This is a genomic window from Trichocoleus sp. DQ-A3 (assembly GCF_039961975.1).
Lineage (GTDB): Bacteria > Cyanobacteriota > Cyanobacteriia > Cyanobacteriales > FACHB-T130 > FACHB-T130.
This window is the reverse complement of the sequence record NZ_JAMPKC010000010.1, coordinates 12,885-28,743: the sequence shown is the minus strand read 5'-3', so window position 1 is coordinate 28,743 and position 15,859 is coordinate 12,885. Positions and strand designations below refer to the sequence as shown.

Sequence of the window (15,859 nt, the reverse complement as noted above, 5' to 3'; positions counted from 1 at the left end):
TTTTAGTTGTGACTAATGACATCTCGGTATTACGGTTGCTATGGTAATGAGGTTGAGGTGTCACTCATCGGAAAGTTTTATGCAAATAATGACTAAAATAACCAGTCGTTTACGTCCTTTACCTGTAATTTTAGGGATTGTCGCTGTTAGTGTTGGTGCTTTAGGTGCCGCGCTCGCGATCGCAGACATCGACATCCAAGCGATCGCAACTGGCAAATATGCAAACAAAGTGACGGTAGCGCAGTTGCAGCAGGGAAAACTAAAGCCAGTGTTCCTTATTGATGTGCGATCGCCAGAAGAGTACGCTAAAGATCATATTGCCCAAACTCCACTGGTACCTCTGACTCAGATTGAAACGGGGATAGGGATTGAGCGTATTAAGGCATTGGTGAAAAAGAGCGTTCAACCCAATCAACCCGAACCAACGGTAGTGCTATATTGCACCAAAGGAACCCGTTCAACTAAAGCCTACTGGATGTTAGAGGGAACGGGGTTGAAGATGGCAGTCTTATCAGGCGGTATTACTGCATGGCGGAAAGCCGTGCCTGCGGAACAAGATAAAGCGGTCTTATCTCCAATTATTTTACAAGCCAAGAAGTTGAATGCTAACTAACTTCTTATAAAAACTGATTGAATGCAAATCAAACCTAGATTACTTCTTCCTCAGAAGTTGGTTAATTTGACTTTGCAGCTTTTCTTGTAATAGTTGTGCGTGTCGGTAAGCAGCGTTTCGGTCTTGCCGAGTAGAAGTTTTTGGTTCTGGAAGTTGCTCGTCTTCAACAACTTCGGTTGACCAAGTTTGATAGAGAGGCTGAATAAAATAACGCAGCCGACTTCGCATTGCCCAAACACCCATAGATGGGAAGAGAATGAAGAAAAACATCAAAAAAGAGACAGGCAAGAAAGGCAAGTAGATGGCTCTTGCAAATTTCTTAAGATTGATTGCCCAAGGATGCAAAGATTCATTGCCGATGCAAGCAACGGGCAGAATCGGAATGCGATAGCGATCGCTTAACTGGATAAAACTTGGGTGAAAAGTGTCTAACTGATAACGCCTTTTCCACCCTTTTCCCGGCCCGCGTATGCCCTCCGGCGCGTATAGTAAGATGGTTTTTTGAGCCACCGCCGCTTCAAATTCATCAGCTTCTGCCCTAACGCCGCCTAGAACTTGCGACCATCCTGGAGGTAGCCACCAAATCACCCAGGGATGTTCAAACAACGAAACACCCGCCAGCGGTTGCACAACCCATTCCCGTGTCTGGCTTAAAAGCGTTCCTAATCCCAAAATATCCCAAGGGAAACACATTCCCGCATGGTTCATTGATACAATCAACGGCCCAGTTTGAGGTAAATTTTCGAGTTGTTGTAGCTCTCCTTGAAAATAATATTTCACAATCGGAGCCAGCACTTCATCTCGAAAAGCTTGCTGATAATTTGGGTCAAACTCCCCTTCTCCCCGGCGGGGTGAACGAAAGCCGAGACGTATCCAACGAATCAACAACGCCAGATAAAATCCCCCAGGAATGAGAAACAATCCATACTCCAGCCAATTCCAACCATCGGGATCGGTGTGATAGTGTTGCCAGTGGCGGTTGAATAAAATCAGCCAGCCTGGAGGATACCAAAGACAAAACCAATCAAACCAATTCCAAGAATAATCGTGAATACGCCCAGCCATGCCATTCTCAATCTCGGCATTCTCGCTAAACCGCAACAATCGCACTTCAATCTCCTAATCGTGTTGGGCGCTATATTACCCGATATTCCAATTTTTGTTTTCTACCTTGTGGCGAAATATATTCAACGCCTACCGGAACGCCAAATCTGGTCAACAGCTTACTATCAACCTTTTTGGCAAAATATTATCCACCTCTTTCATTCAATTCCATTGGCTTTAATTGGGGTAGCGATCGCTCGCTACTACGGGTGGAAACCCCTTGAAATCGTCTTTCTGAGCATGGTGCTGCATTCCCTCGGAGATTTACCCGTCCACAGCGACGACGCGCACAGGCATTTTTTGCCCTTCAGCGACTATCGTTTTATCAGTCCTATCTCTTATTGGGATACTAACAAATACGGCACGATTGTTTCTTTCGTTGAGCGGTTGCTGGTGCTGGTAGCAAGCGTTTACGTCTTCGGGATGGTTCACTCCTACATCGGCAAAGGACTACTCATTGCAGTGAACTTGATTTATTGGCTCAGTTATCTCTACTTCTGGGTTTTCTAAGAAATATTGAACTTTTCGCCATGAAGTTACATCTTGCTCTAGGCTGTTGAAACACAGTTACACAAACAAAACCTGCTGGGAGCAGGTTACAAAACCCTTTATTTTCAGTTGGTTCGCGCTTTCCTAGCTAGAATGCGATCGCCTTTCCATTGTGAGCTTGGCGCAAGATGTGAATTGAGCTATTTTAACCACGATAACCACGCAGACCAACTTTGCACTAAGTGAGCAAATTCCGCATAACCGGCAGCACCAGGGTGAGCGCCGTCATTCGCTGTTGCCTCACCGATCCACACCGATGACGCCTGTAAAGGAGTAAAAACATCTAAATAAGGCACATTGCGATCGCTACATAAACAAGCTAACTGCTCAGACAAACCAGCGATCCTAAAATTTTGCTCAATCTCTGCAACTGGTGGCGATCCCACCATCAAGACTGGAAATTTTTGCCTTGCAACGTCAAGAATTGCACGGCAATTCTCTAAAGAATCCGCTAACTTCACACGAGTTTTCCCATCTTCCAGGGTGGTGTCATTGACACCAAACGAGAAAACAATCCTGCCATCATATTCTTTAGGCAAGCGACAAGCAACCTCACCTAGCCAACGGGATCTAATATCCGCGCTGGTTTCCCGCCGTACCCCAAGATTGTAATAAGTAATGTCATAACCTTGCTTTCGTGCTGCTGCACAAATTCTTCCCGTCCAACCAAGACACTCTGGATCGCCAGTTCCGTTTACAAAGGAGTCACCAATAAAGCAAATTCGCATTTTGCCTGAAATCTATTTTTAGTTTTTTCTTTACCTATCTATTTTTCTGAATAGCACAAGCATCGTTGCCTCTAGAAGGACTTTACCGGATTAAGCGATCGCTCTTACAGTTTTTCATAACAATTCCATTTCTTCTTTAATATTTTGTCTAGCTTGTTGTTCTAAAGCAACAAACATTTTTTCAGTAAAATATATTCGTTCTCGGTTTAAAAAGCTCTGCAATACTTGTTTCCTACCTGTTCTGTATTTTGTGGAAGAGACCCATAAATACTCTTTTCTAATTGCTTGAGCATATATTCTGTATTTAGTAGCCGATGCTCCTAATATAGAAAGGTCTGCATCTAGAAAAATTTTGCTATCAATACCGTCTATATTTTGATTGTATTTGGTTTTTCTAATTAAAGAATATACAACCTCTATAGTTGATGAGGGAATGTCTAACCCTTTCAAAATCATCGCTGCATATTCTGCACTTTTTTCCTCATTATCGTTAGCTTTTGGGTTATAAACTGCATCGTGAAACCAAACTGCAAATTCAATTGCTGCATAGTTTTGGGATAGCGATCGCAAATCGTTAAGCGTTGCTAAAACTTGTTCTATATGCTCCAAAGTATGATAATATCTACCATCACTGGAGTAAGCCTCGAATAATTCAAGCAACACTTTCTGACCAATCTCTTGCTCAACCTGAAACGGTTGTAGTAAAGACTCCCATCTAGATTGCAAATTAAAGCATCTTTCTATGTCTAGATTGTAGCGCGATCGCATACTTCCCCAAATTTCTTAGCGAATCATTTGCTCTTGGTTAATGAATTAAAATATATCAACTGACTCAAAGTGCTTTTGAGACTGAGCGTGTGCAGCTTCGCCACAGGTGCGGGGAGTAGGAAATATTTTACCTGGATTAGCCAAACCCTTGGGATTAAATACTTGGCGTACCCATTGCATTGTTTCTAAATCCGTTTCGGTAAACATTTGCGGCATATAGCATTTTTTATCTGCTCCAATCCCGTGTTCCCCAGAAAGGCTTCCGCCTACTTCTACGCAAAGTTTAAGAATTTCTCCCCCTAATTCTTCCACCTGTTCCAATGCCCCAGGAATCGAATTATCATAAAGAATGAGTGGGTGAAGATTCCCGTCTCCAGCATGAAAGACGTTAGCAATACGATAGCCGTATTTTTGGCTCAATGCTTCAATTTCTTGCAGTACAAATCGCATTTGAGTCCGGGGAATTACCCCATCTTGGACATAATAATCAGGGCTGAGTTTGCCTGCTGCTGCGAAGGCTGCTTTCCGTCCTTTCCATAGTTTTAGACGCTTTTCCGCTTCGTTTGCCGTGGTGATGCTACGCGCTCCATTGGTGGTGCAAATTTCCGAAATACGCTGTTTATTTGCCGCCACTTCCACTTCTAAGCCATCTATTTCGACTAATAAGATAGCGGCAGCATCTCTGGGATAACAACCTGTGGCTACAACATCTTCGACAGCGTTGATGCTGATATTATCCATAATTTCCATACCGCCTGGAATTATCCCAGCGCTGATAATATCTGATACAGCGGCTCCAGCATCTTCGACACTGGTAAAATCTGCTAAAAGAACGCAAATTGATTCCGGCGTTTTAAGGATTCTCAGAGTAATTTCTGTAGCGATACCTAGTGTGCCTTCAGAACCAACAAATAAACCTGTTAAATCGTAACCAGGCATTTCGGGAATTTGTCCTCCCACGTCTACAATAGAGCCATCGGGGAGAACTAGTTTTAAACCTAAAACGTGGTTAGTGGTAACACCATATTTGAGACAGTGGACGCCTCCAGAATTTTCTGCAACGTTACCACCAATCGAGCAGACAATCTGGCTGGAAGGGTCAGGCGCATAGTAAAATCCGGCACCGCTAACGGCTTGTGTTACCCAGTTATTAATTACTCCTGGTTGCACCACAACCCGCTGATTTTCTAAGTCAATGCTCAAGATTTTTCGCATCAATGCAGTAACAATTAGCACGCAATCTTCTACAGGCAAGGCTCCACCAGAAAGTCCAGTGCCAGCACCGCGTGCAACCCAGGGAATTTGATTTTGGTCGCATATCCTTACTGCCGCTGCGACTTCTTCTGTGGTGCGCGGCAGCACAACAAGGGCAGGTTTTTGTCGGTAGCTAGTTAAACCATCGCACTCGTAGGTTATTAACTCCTCACGACGCTGCACGACGCCGTTTTTCCCGATAACTGCCTCAAATTGCTTAATGATCGGTTGCCAGTTTCGTTGTTGTTTGTCTTGGGTAATCATCGGTAACTCTATGTCTGCGTAAGTCCCTTTTGGACAACCTGTTTATAAAAATCTTCAAGAGCTGCTACACAACTTTTGTCATCATAAAGATAGTCATGGCGAGCCTTGATTCTTTCTGAAACGTCGCGCCGCCAAACTGGGTCTAAACCTAACTTTACAGCAATATCAATATATTCTGCTTCAGTCTGAGCAATTGTGTCTGTCACCCCGATCATTCTGAGGAAGCTATAAGAGTGAAGACCTCGCATAAATTTCCCAGGACAGGTGACGACGGGTAAATTGCAAGCGATCGCTTCTAGCGCTGTATTGCCACCAGACCAGCTTATCGTATCCAGAAAAATATCTGAAAGTAAATTGAGCGTTAGATAATCTGGGCGACTAGGAACCTTAAGAAATACACAATGGTCTTCGCTATGCAAACCAACTAATTCAAAAGCACGTGAGAGACGTTTCCGCAGTAAATCACCTCGAAGAAATACAAATTGAGCTTCAGGAATACGCTGTGCTATTTCCGCAAAAATAAAATCATATTGTGGCAAATATTTGAAAGGTGCTTGGCAACACAAATAAATAACTGAATCATCCCGTAACTGAAAATCTGAGCGGGTTTTTGCCAACACAGGAATATCTTGTGGCTTTGGATAAGCCACACCAATATTTTGTAGACGAATCAGTTTCTCCGAATAATGTTCTTGTGCATCTTCCGGCTCCATCAACTGACTAGATAAAAAGTAATTCAAAGTTGGTAAACCAGTTGTAACTGGATGTCCCCACGCTACGCATTGTACAGGAGCAAGACGCAATCCAGCTATTTGTATCGTTGGAGCATCCATCCCAACTTCTGGAAATACAAGTATATGTAGTTTGTCAGACAAAATCTGTTGACATACAGCTTCAAGATTATAAGGAATATGGTGAAATACATCACTGTAATCCCGAAATTGTTGTGTTATATGGTCTGGTTCATTTCCTGTGTAATAACAGTAAATTTCAAAGTTTTGCTTTTCACAGTAACGCAACCAGCCTGTTAACCACAAGGTTCCGCTGTAAGAATGCAGATAAGCCGAAACATAACCAACACGAATTTTGTTGTTCTCCTTAAGCGGAGGCATGGATATAGGCTGCACCCATTGTGGATAGTTTGCTGCCATAATTTGATGGACTAAATTTCCATACTGACATTGCAACCCTACAACATTGTGAGCCTGATAAGCTAAGTAAAAGTTAGTGAAACAACTTATACCAATTAAAGCATTGGTTTTTTCTTCTGGCGTTTGAATTTCTGTCTCTTGAATTAATTTTTGTAGACCTTGTATAAATCTTTGACAATAAAAGTCAATTTCATTTGATGTATCGTAAACAGATGGTAAGATCAAATTTTTGAAAAGTTTGAATACGTATTCATTAGGCAGGATTTGAGATGCCTTTTCTGCACTTGATATTGCTTCTTTAATCCGTCCGTCCTGCTGCAATAATTTAATCAAGTAAAAGTGCAGTTTCCCAGCTTTCGAGTGAAAGCGAATGCCTTCTTGAAGTGTAGATATCGCTTTTTCTATCCGATTTAAATGCCTAAAAGATTCGCTCAAATTAAAATAAATTTCTGAAGCTGCTACTGAAACTTCCAAAACACTTTGATATTGCTTAATCGCCTCCTCATATTTCCCTAAGCTATAAAATTTATTTCCCAAGTTTAAAAGAAGCTGAACTGGATTAGCTTGAGCTGTTAATGCGATTTGCAAGTTACTCAATATAGTGGTATCGTTTGGGTTGAGAGATAGAGCTGTTTCATAGGCTTCAATCGCTTGAGTTAGAAGGTTCTGCTCCATCAGAAGGTTTCCTAAATTGAGGTAGCTACCAAAGTGGCTGGAGTTAGCTGCGATCGCTTGACGGTAGACTGCTTCCGCCTCCTTACTTTCACCTACCTGAGTGAGAAGATTGCCCAAATTGTTGTAAGCTTCAATTAGTTTGGGTTCAAGCGCGAGCGCTTCTTTATAAGCTGAAATTGCTTGAATATTTTGATTGATTTTCTCTAAAGCTAAACCAAGAATATAATATGCTTGAGCTGAAGAGGTATCTATTTTTATTAAAGTTAGAATAGATTCGATGCAGTTTTGATATTTTTCTGTTTCATAATATAGTATTCCTAAGTTTAGCCACGCTTCAGTCTTGTTATTTCGCCACAAAAGAAACTCGCGATACTTTTTTTCTGCTGCTGCAAAATCCCGTTGATGGTGGAAAGATAATGCTTCTTGATAAAGTTTATCTAATCCTTCTTCTTTTTGTTCAATAAATTGTAATTGATAGATAGCCTGAACAACTGATGTTTGCCGCACTTGGCTGAAAGCAGACCAGGGGTAGTTAGATTTTTTATTTGCATCCCAACTGAGTACCTGAATCCCATTCCAAAAAGTGTGATAGCCATCTCCTGGCGTCAGCAACTCCAGCAATAATTCGCACTCTGGGTTAGCAGCCATAAAATCCCAATTAGCTTGGCGCACCGCTTCCCAATTGCTATCATCGATAATAATCAATGCCTTCTCTGCTAGAAACGGTTTGATTAGGAGTAATCCTAATAATTGCGACCGATAGTCGTGAACACCATCATATAAATAAACCCCGATTTTGTCATCTGGATTAATTTCTCGAAGCTCTAATAAAAATTCTTCAAAGTCTTGATTGCAAAAATAAACTCGATCTTGAATATCAAAACCTGATAAATTATTAATTAATTTATCCAGATTCTCACCGGATTGGTCGAATTCAGAAAAGTTATCTACAGCGTATGCCATTCGTTCTGGATGATCGAGCAGTGCGCCAATTAAAGTAGAACCTTGATAACAGCCAATCTCGCAATATATTTCATCTGGTTCCATGCACTCCACAGCAAAATTGAGCAACTGCATTACGTTGGCAGTAGTCATTCCTTGAACTTGGTCAAGTGCCTGCTGAAACCGCTTTGATTTAGGTACAACCGATTCGCGTCCCCAATTTTCATAAAGGCTGGGCAGTTGCTCAACAAACTTTTGGTAATCCATCGCTAACACCTTGTATGCTTACTTTTAGTTTATCTAAAGAAAAAATTAGGCACAAAGCTTTGGTTCGTTAAAATCTTGAGGAAGATGATAAACAGGGCAAAAGTTAGTGCTAGAAAGGGGAGGGAGTGCCAATCGTGCATACTTGACCTCGTAGCGCGTATTGCATCGACTGCTGGAATCACAGCGCTAACTTAGAAGCTCGTGAATAGATTTCAACAAATCTTCTGCGGTGTAGGGCTTCGACAAAAATCTTTTAACTACGCCACCTGCGATCGCTGGGAGCTTATGGTTGGAAACCAAGCCGCTCACAGCAACAACTTTGACCTGCGGGTTCATTTTTTGTAGGGCGCGGATGGTGGTTGGACCATCCATCGTAGGCATCATCATATCAATTAACACGACATTGATTTCCGCGCGATGCTGGGCATAGAGTGCGATCGCTTCAATTCCATCGTTGGCAGTGAGTACCCGATAGTCATAGGCTTCTAGGGATGTTTTGGTTACTTCTCGAATGGCTGGTTCATCATCAACCACAAGAATCCATTCTCCGTGACCTCTGGGCAGTTCATAACGCTCCGTAGCTTCTGGATCTGTTGTAGTTGTGTTAGTTGCTGGAAAATAAACTTTAAATTGGGTTCCTCTTCCTACTTCGCTATAGACATTGATAAAACCGTCATGACCTTTAATGATTGCCAACACAGTGGACAGACCTAGCCCTGTGCCTTTACCGAGTTCTTTTGTTGTGAAAAATGGTTCAAAAATTCTTTCTAAACTTTCTGGAGGAATACCACTTCCAGTATCCGAGATAGTAATAACGATATAAGGCCCCATTTTGGCCTCAATATTCATCCGGGCATAGTTTTCATCGATGATAAGATTTTCGGCAGAGATACTCAAGACTCCACCATCTGGCATCGCATCGCGGGCATTAACGCAGAGATTCATCAACACCTGATGTACTTGAGTGGCATCTCCAGAGACAGGCCAAAGTTCCATCATTCGTACATCTGTATAGATTTCGATTGATTTAGGAAAGGTCTCTTTGGCAATTTTCTGAATTTCCCCAATTAAGTGCCCTACTTGAAGGGTCATTCGCTCACCTTCAACTCCTCGAGCAAATGACAAGACTTGCTTAATTAGCTCAGCACCGCGTTTAGTATTTGTTTCTAGTAAATCCAAAAGCCGCTGACTGCGCGGATCGGGAATTACCATTTGTAAGATTTGAATGGCGGCAAGAATTGGCGTCAGTACATTGTTTAGATCGTGGGCAATGCCGCCAGCCAGAGTACCGATACTCTCCATCCGTTGGGCGCGGCGGAACTGTGCTTCAAGTTGTTTTTTCTCTGTAATATCAGTGTCTACAGAGAGGATTGATTTGGGGTTGTTTTCATCATCGCGCACCAAACTCCAACGACTGGCAACGACAATTTGTTTGCCTTCTTTGGTGACTTTATACAATTCACCTTGCCATTCACCTTTGTTGTTAACAGTCTTGTGCGCTTCTAGGAGTTGAGGCGAAGGATCGTTGTACAAAATCTCCGAGACATTTTTCCCCAGAACTTCCTCCGCCTTCCAACCGTACAGTAACTCAGCTCCTTTACTCCAAAGTACGATTTTGTCTTTTAGATTTCGCACAAGAATTGCATCTGTTGTTACATCTAGCAAGGCAGCTTGTCTGCGGATTTTTTGTTCTGCCTCCTTTCGCTCGGTGATGTCCCGATCCATGCCGCGATAACCTTGGAATTTTCCATCACAATTCCAAACTGGAACTGCACTAGTTTCTAGGACAACCAGATGACCGTCTTTGTGAACAGTCGTATTCTCAAGACACGTAATGGGTTGTGCAAGGGCAGCCATTTGCCCAAAAATATTAGCAACTCGAAAAGCTTCTTCCGGAGGCATGAGATCGAAGGGAGTTTTGCCCAGAACTTCTTCTGGTTCATAACCCAAAATGTCGCGGAGCTTCGGACTGACATACGTGTAAACAACGTTTTCATCCACCTCCCAGACCCAATCGCTAGTGGTTTCGACTAAATTGCGAAACCGCTCTTCGCTTTGACGCCATGCCTCCTCGTTAGCTTTGCGCTCGGTAATGTCGCGGGCGATCGCATACATCAACCCTTCTTCAACGACTGGAGAGGCTGTCCAGGATAGCCATTTATACGAACCATCCTGACAGATGTAGCGGTTCTCAAAGTCGATGGTTGGTTCGCCCGTGGCAAGTTTCTGGAATTCGTCACGGGTTTTTCCTTGGTCTTCAGGATGAACAAAGTTAAACAGTAGCGTACAGCAAAGTTCTTCTTGAGAAAGCCCAAGTGTTTTCTCAAAAGCTGGGTTTACGCGCTTAAAATAGCCATCCAAACTAGCAATACACAGCATATCCAACGAGAGGGTGAATAAGCGATCGCGCTCTTCCTCTGCCCGCTTACGAGCGGAGATGTCCGTTTGCAAGCCTACGAAGTAGAGTAAGTTCCCCTCATCTGAAAATACTGGCGAAATTCTTAATTCATTCCAGAATGGCTGACCGTCTTTTCGATAGTTCAGCAGCGTCGTTTGAATCTCCTTTTGTTCGGCGATCGCTTGGCGAATTTGAGCGATCGCTTGCGGATCTGTGCCAGAACCTTTCAGAAAACGGCAGTTGCGACCCATAATTTCTTCTGGCTTATACCCAGAGATCCGCGAGAAAGCTGGGTTTGCGTAAACGATCGGGTTGTCTGGCTGGTTCGGATCGGTAATAATCACTCCCTCAGAAGCTGAAGTAATCGCCCGTGCCAGGTGCCGGTTCTCGGTAGCAGCTCGCTGTAGCGCCTCCTCGGCTCGTTCGCGTGCAGCGATGCTGCGTTCCTTTTCAGCTAAATTGCGCCGTAGCTCTAGTTGGCTAATTACCTGGCGGCTTAAAGCTTTAAGTGCCTCTACTTGTTCTGGACTGAGGTTTCGCGGTACATAATCAACAACACAGATCGTCCCGATTATCTGTCCCTCAGGCGTTATCAGCGGTGCGCCCGCATAAAATCGGACGCTGGGGCAAGCAATGACGACCGGATTAGTGGCAAACTTCTTATCAGCCAATGTATCAGGAATCATTAAAATTTCGTGTTGCTCAAGTAGGGGGCAGAACCCGCTATCACGGGGGAATTCTGATACTTCTAAACCCACCTTTGACTTAAACCACTGACGGTTTTTATCCAAAAAATTTATTAACGCAATCGGGGTTCCACAAACGTGCGCCGCTAAATGGGCAAGATCGTCGAATGCCTCTTCGGGTTCTGTATCAAGAATCCGATATCGGCGCAGAGCTTCTAGCCTCGCCGCTTCCTTACTAGACTCTAAAATTTTCATCAGTACTTATTCCTACTTGGACCGGATTTCGGTAGCCATCATCTGAAAATGCTTGTTCTGCCTTGTCGCGCTAAATGTCTCAATGCTGAAAAAGCAGGAGAAAGTCTCAGCGATCAACTTTTCCGTCCGATAACCCTAGCTAGATTGTTCCCTGGCGCTCCAATTGACTAACAGTTCCAGGAAAATCTACATAAAAATCGCTAAATTCTACACATTCTCGCTCAAACTAAAGGTCTCCAGCCTTTTACGACAGTACCGGAAGAGTGCCGGAAATGCGATCGCAACTGCTAAGGGTTATTTGTACCCGTAGGAATTAAAAAAGGCGGTTTTGCTGTTTTCATAGTCTATTAAATGGTTTTCCTATTCATATATAAATTCTATAAAATCTCTCTAAAGGTTGATGGCGGTTTAATATAGCAGAAAAGTTTATCATTGCATTTCCTGGGTAATCTGCTATACACGAATCCTTCAACTCCTTGTAGAAGAAAGCAAAGAAATCACTTCCATACAACTCGAAAATGTACGAAGTTAAGTTTAGTTACAAGAGTATAAAATTGGACAGGAAGTTAGCATCTAGCTTGAGGAGGCACATCCTGACAACTTGCGGCAATGAACTCTAGCACTCGTTGCCACACGCGCTCCAATAAATCGGGTTGATTTGCCTCAAACCACTCAATTTGGGGATAAGCACGAAACCAAGTGCGTTGTCGCTTAGCAAATTGACGAGTGTGCAAAACGGTTAACTCTTTGGCGTCCGATAGAGAAATCTCTCCAGCTAAATATTGCTTCATTTCCCTATAACCTAGCGTATCCAGCAGCGGCAGATTGCAACCGTATTTCTCACAAAGGGTTTTTACCTCGGCTTCCCACCCTGCGGCTAACATCTGTTCGGTTCGCTGTTCAATTCGGTGAGTAAGGTAGCTAGAGTCCGGGCAATCTAAGCCAATTTGGAGAATGGGATAATCGGGTGGATTCTCTCCTTGCTGCTCTGAAATCGGGCGACCCGTCACATAAAATACTTCTAATGCTCGCAATGTCCGCACGGGATCGTTAGGATGAATTTTCTGAGCGGCAACGGGATCGACTTGTTGTAGAAAAGCGTAAAGTTGGATTTGACCGAGAGATTGCAGTTGCGATCGCAATTCTTCTTGGGGCGCTACTCTAGGAATTTTTAACCCCTGCACAATAGAACGGATGTATAAACCCGTTCCTCCCACCAGTAAAGGCGGAGTTTCCTTGCCCAAAGCAGCAATTAAAGCTTGCGTCTGCTGCTGGTAATCTGCCACTGTCAAAGTTTCTGCGGGATCGCAGATATCAATTAAGTAGTGCGGTACCAACTTGCGCTCAGCATCTGTTGGCTTAGCTGTGCCGATATCAAATTCGCGGTACACTTGACGCGAATCAGCGCTAAGAATTACAGAACCCAGCCGCTGCGCCAATGCTAATGCCAGTCCTGATTTTCCCGTCGCGGTAGCACCACAAATAACAATCAGCGCTGAGGGTTGAGGACTGAGTGAAGAGGACTGAGGGTTAGCTAAGGACTGAGGACTGAGGGCTGAGGACTGAGGGTTAGCTGAAGACTGAGGGTTAGCTGAGGATTGAGTGAAGAGGGCTGAGGATTGAGGGTTAAGGACTGAGTGAACAGGTAATTTTCCGCTGCTCCCTGTGTCTGTTTCTCTTGCTTCCCGTTCCCTTGTGCCACCGTGCTTTCCTGCGTTGTTGCCTTTCACTGGGTACAGCCCCTAAACAAATATCTCTTGAAATCGCCCTACAGTCGCCCCGGAACCTTTTGTGTTATAATTTTGGAGTGTTTTTACATTTTTGAAGTCCCGGTGGGCTTCCAAGCCATTATTGGAGAATCCTTATTCATGACGAGCAGTTACAGTGCCGATCAGATTCAAGTTCTAGAAGGTCTTGAACCAGTCCGGAAAAGACCGGGGATGTACATCGGTTCGACTGGCCCTAGGGGACTCCATCATCTAGTTTACGAGGTGGTGGACAACTCTATTGATGAGGCTCTGGCTGGCTATTGCACCCATGTGGAGATAGACATAAACGCCGATGGTTCGGTGACGGTGACAGACGATGGACGAGGGATTCCCACAGATACTCATCCCACTACAGGCAAATCAGCTTTGGAAACGGTGATGACGGTGCTGCACGCCGGAGGGAAATTTGGCGGCGGCGGTTACAAGGTTTCTGGTGGTTTGCACGGTGTTGGGATCTCCGTAGTCAATGCCTTGTCTGAGTGGGTGGAAGTAACCGTTTGGCGCGAGAATCGGGAGCATATCATGCGCTTTGAGCGGGGTATTCCTGTCACCGAACTCAAGGCAACGCCAATTAAAGAAGCGAGGACAGGCACCTCGATTAGTTTCAAGCCAGATTTACAGATTTTTGTGACGACTGGCATTGAGTTTGATTACACCACCTTGGCAAGTCGTTTGCGGGAACTGGCTTACTTAAATGCGGGTGTCAAAATCACGTTTACTGACAACCGCCTGGAATTAGTTAAGGGTGGAGAGCCAAGAGTAGAAACCTACTGTTATGAAGGAGGTATTAAAGAGTATATCGCCTATATGAATAGCGATAAACAGGCTCTCCACGAAGAAATTATCTATGTATCCGGCGAACGCAACAATGTACAAGTAGAGGTGGCGTTGCAGTGGTGCGTCGATGCCTATACAGATACTCTGCTGGGGTTTGCAAATAATATTCGTACAGTTGACGGCGGTACTCACCTGGAAGGGTTGAAGGCGGTGCTGACGCGGACGCTGAATACGATCGCTCGCAAGCGCAATAAAATCAAAGAAAATGAACCGAACCTCGGTGGGGAGAATGTCCGCGAGGGTTTAACGGGGGTTATCTCCGTCAAAGTCCCCGATCCGGAATTTGAAGGACAAACTAAAACCAAACTCGGTAACACCGAAGTCCGGGGAATTGTTGATTCCCTAGTTGGCGAAGTTCTCACAGAGTATTTAGAGTTTCGCCCAAACGTTGGCGATGCGATTCTGGAGAAAGCAATTCAAGCTTTCAAAGCCGCCGAAGCAGCGCGTCACGCACGAGAGTTAGTGCGCCGCAAATCGGTTTTGGAATCTTCTCCTTTACCGGGTAAATTAGCCGATTGCAGTACGCGAGATCCCTCGGAATCTGAGATTTATATCGTAGAAGGGGACTCAGCCGGAGGAAGTGCCAAACAAGGACGCGACAGACGCAACCAAGCCATCCTCCCATTGCGCGGTAAAATTCTCAACATTGAGAAAACCGACGATGCCAAAATCTATAAAAACACGGAGATCCAGGCGCTAATCACCGCACTGGGATTGGGTGTTAAGGGTGAGGAGTTCGATGCTTCTCAGCTGCGCTATCACTGCATCGTGATTATGACTGACGCCGATGTAGATGGGGCGCACATTCGGACGCTGTTATTAACGTTCTTCTATCGCTATCAACGGGCGCTAATCGAGCAGGGTTACATCTATATCGCTTGTCCTCCACTCTATAAGGTAGAACGCGGACGCAATCATTACTATTGCTATAGCGATCGCGAAATGGCAAACCTGATTCAGCATGAGTTTCCCGCTAATGCCAACTACACCATCCAGCGATTCAAAGGTTTGGGTGAAATGATGCCGCAACAGTTGTGGGATACTACCATGAACCCGGAAACTCGCACTCTCAAACGGGTGGAAATTGAAGATGCGGCGGAAGCCGATCGCATCTTTACCGTTCTAATGGGCGATCGCGTTGCACCCCGCCGCGAATTTATCGAAACCTATGGCCCTCGTCTCAATCTCAACGATCTAGATATTTAGATTCTCCGGTTGAAATGATTGAATACCCCAAAATTGGGCAACTAATGTAAAAATGATTAGTACATAAGGTTGCCTTGTTACAAAAGTATGGTTAATTAAGAACTTAACCATACTTTTGTCTTTTAAAGCCCCTGCGCTAGATTTCCCATCAACACTGCACCAAAAGAACGCGATCGCTGTTTTTTCTGTGACATCGAAGCCTGCAAAAGGCTATAAAGCGGCTCTAAATGATTTATGAAGAAAAAAAACCGACTTCTCTAAAAATCGGGATCTTAAGAGCCAGCTCATCACTCAAATAGAATTGCTATAGCTTGGCTATGTTATAACTTGAAGGAAACTATATTTGCAATTTCATGTCTTACTAATTTAATCTCCGACATTTCACAGGAAAAT

At 44.1% G+C, this 15,859-nt stretch carries 10 protein-coding genes; 3 read left to right on the top strand and 7 right to left on the bottom strand.

From position 1 onward, the window contains the following. Positions 1-88 precede the first annotated feature (88 nt). Entirely contained in the window at positions 89-613 is a 525-nt protein-coding gene (locus NDI44_RS16195) for a rhodanese-like domain-containing protein (protein WP_190411121.1), read from the top strand. A 39-nt stretch (positions 614-652) separates the two neighbouring features. On the opposite strand, the gene NDI44_RS16190 is transcribed toward NDI44_RS16195, so the two are convergent. Then, positions 653-1,678 (bottom strand): 1-acyl-sn-glycerol-3-phosphate acyltransferase, encoded by a 1,026-nt coding sequence (locus NDI44_RS16190; protein ID WP_190411120.1) that lies wholly within the window; start codon positions 1,676-1,678, stop codon positions 653-655. Between NDI44_RS16190 and NDI44_RS16185 the strand changes: the two genes are divergently transcribed. Then, a complete protein-coding gene (locus tag NDI44_RS16185) occupies positions 1,661-2,227 on the top strand; it encodes a hypothetical protein (protein ID WP_190411119.1) in 567 nt (188 codons plus the stop codon). The two genes, NDI44_RS16190 and NDI44_RS16185, sit on opposite strands and share 18 nt — an antisense overlap. 179 nt (positions 2,228-2,406) lie before the next feature. Here NDI44_RS16185 and NDI44_RS16180 read toward each other — a convergent pair whose 3' ends face one another. The 6 genes from NDI44_RS16180 to miaA form a co-directional block, all read right to left on the bottom strand. Then, positions 2,407-2,994, bottom strand: a complete 588-nt coding sequence (locus NDI44_RS16180; protein ID WP_190411118.1) for a GDSL-type esterase/lipase family protein — start codon at positions 2,992-2,994, stop codon at positions 2,407-2,409. 114 nt (positions 2,995-3,108) lie between these two features. Continuing rightward, entirely contained in the window at positions 3,109-3,762 is a 654-nt protein-coding gene (locus tag NDI44_RS16175) for a hypothetical protein (RefSeq protein WP_242036982.1), read from the bottom strand. 45 nt (positions 3,763-3,807) lie between these two features. Next, complete coding sequence (gene glcD, locus NDI44_RS16170; RefSeq protein ID WP_190411117.1) at positions 3,808-5,280, bottom strand: glycolate oxidase subunit GlcD; 1,473 nt, start codon at positions 5,278-5,280, stop codon at positions 3,808-3,810. A gap of 8 nt (positions 5,281-5,288) precedes the next feature. Then, the gene (locus NDI44_RS16165) at positions 5,289-8,315 is read right to left on the bottom strand and encodes a tetratricopeptide repeat protein (protein WP_190411116.1); all 3,027 of its coding nucleotides are present in this window, start codon (positions 8,313-8,315) and stop codon (positions 5,289-5,291) included. Positions 8,316-8,501: 186 nt separating this feature from the next. Continuing rightward, a complete protein-coding gene (locus NDI44_RS16160; RefSeq protein WP_190411115.1) occupies positions 8,502-11,654 on the bottom strand; it encodes a PAS domain S-box protein in 3,153 nt (1,050 codons plus the stop codon). A gap of 566 nt (positions 11,655-12,220) precedes the next feature. Next, positions 12,221-13,147, bottom strand: coding sequence for a tRNA (adenosine(37)-N6)-dimethylallyltransferase MiaA (gene miaA / locus NDI44_RS16155; protein WP_190411229.1), 927 nt, complete (start codon positions 13,145-13,147; stop codon positions 12,221-12,223). A 375-nt stretch (positions 13,148-13,522) separates the two neighbouring features. On the opposite strand from miaA, the gene gyrB reads away from it, so the two are divergent. Next, positions 13,523-15,466 carry a DNA topoisomerase (ATP-hydrolyzing) subunit B gene (gyrB, locus tag NDI44_RS16150; RefSeq protein ID WP_190411114.1) on the top strand — a complete coding sequence of 648 codons (1,944 nt, stop codon included), beginning with the start codon at positions 13,523-13,525 and terminating at the stop codon, positions 15,464-15,466. The last annotated feature ends 393 nt before the right edge of the window (positions 15,467-15,859 follow it).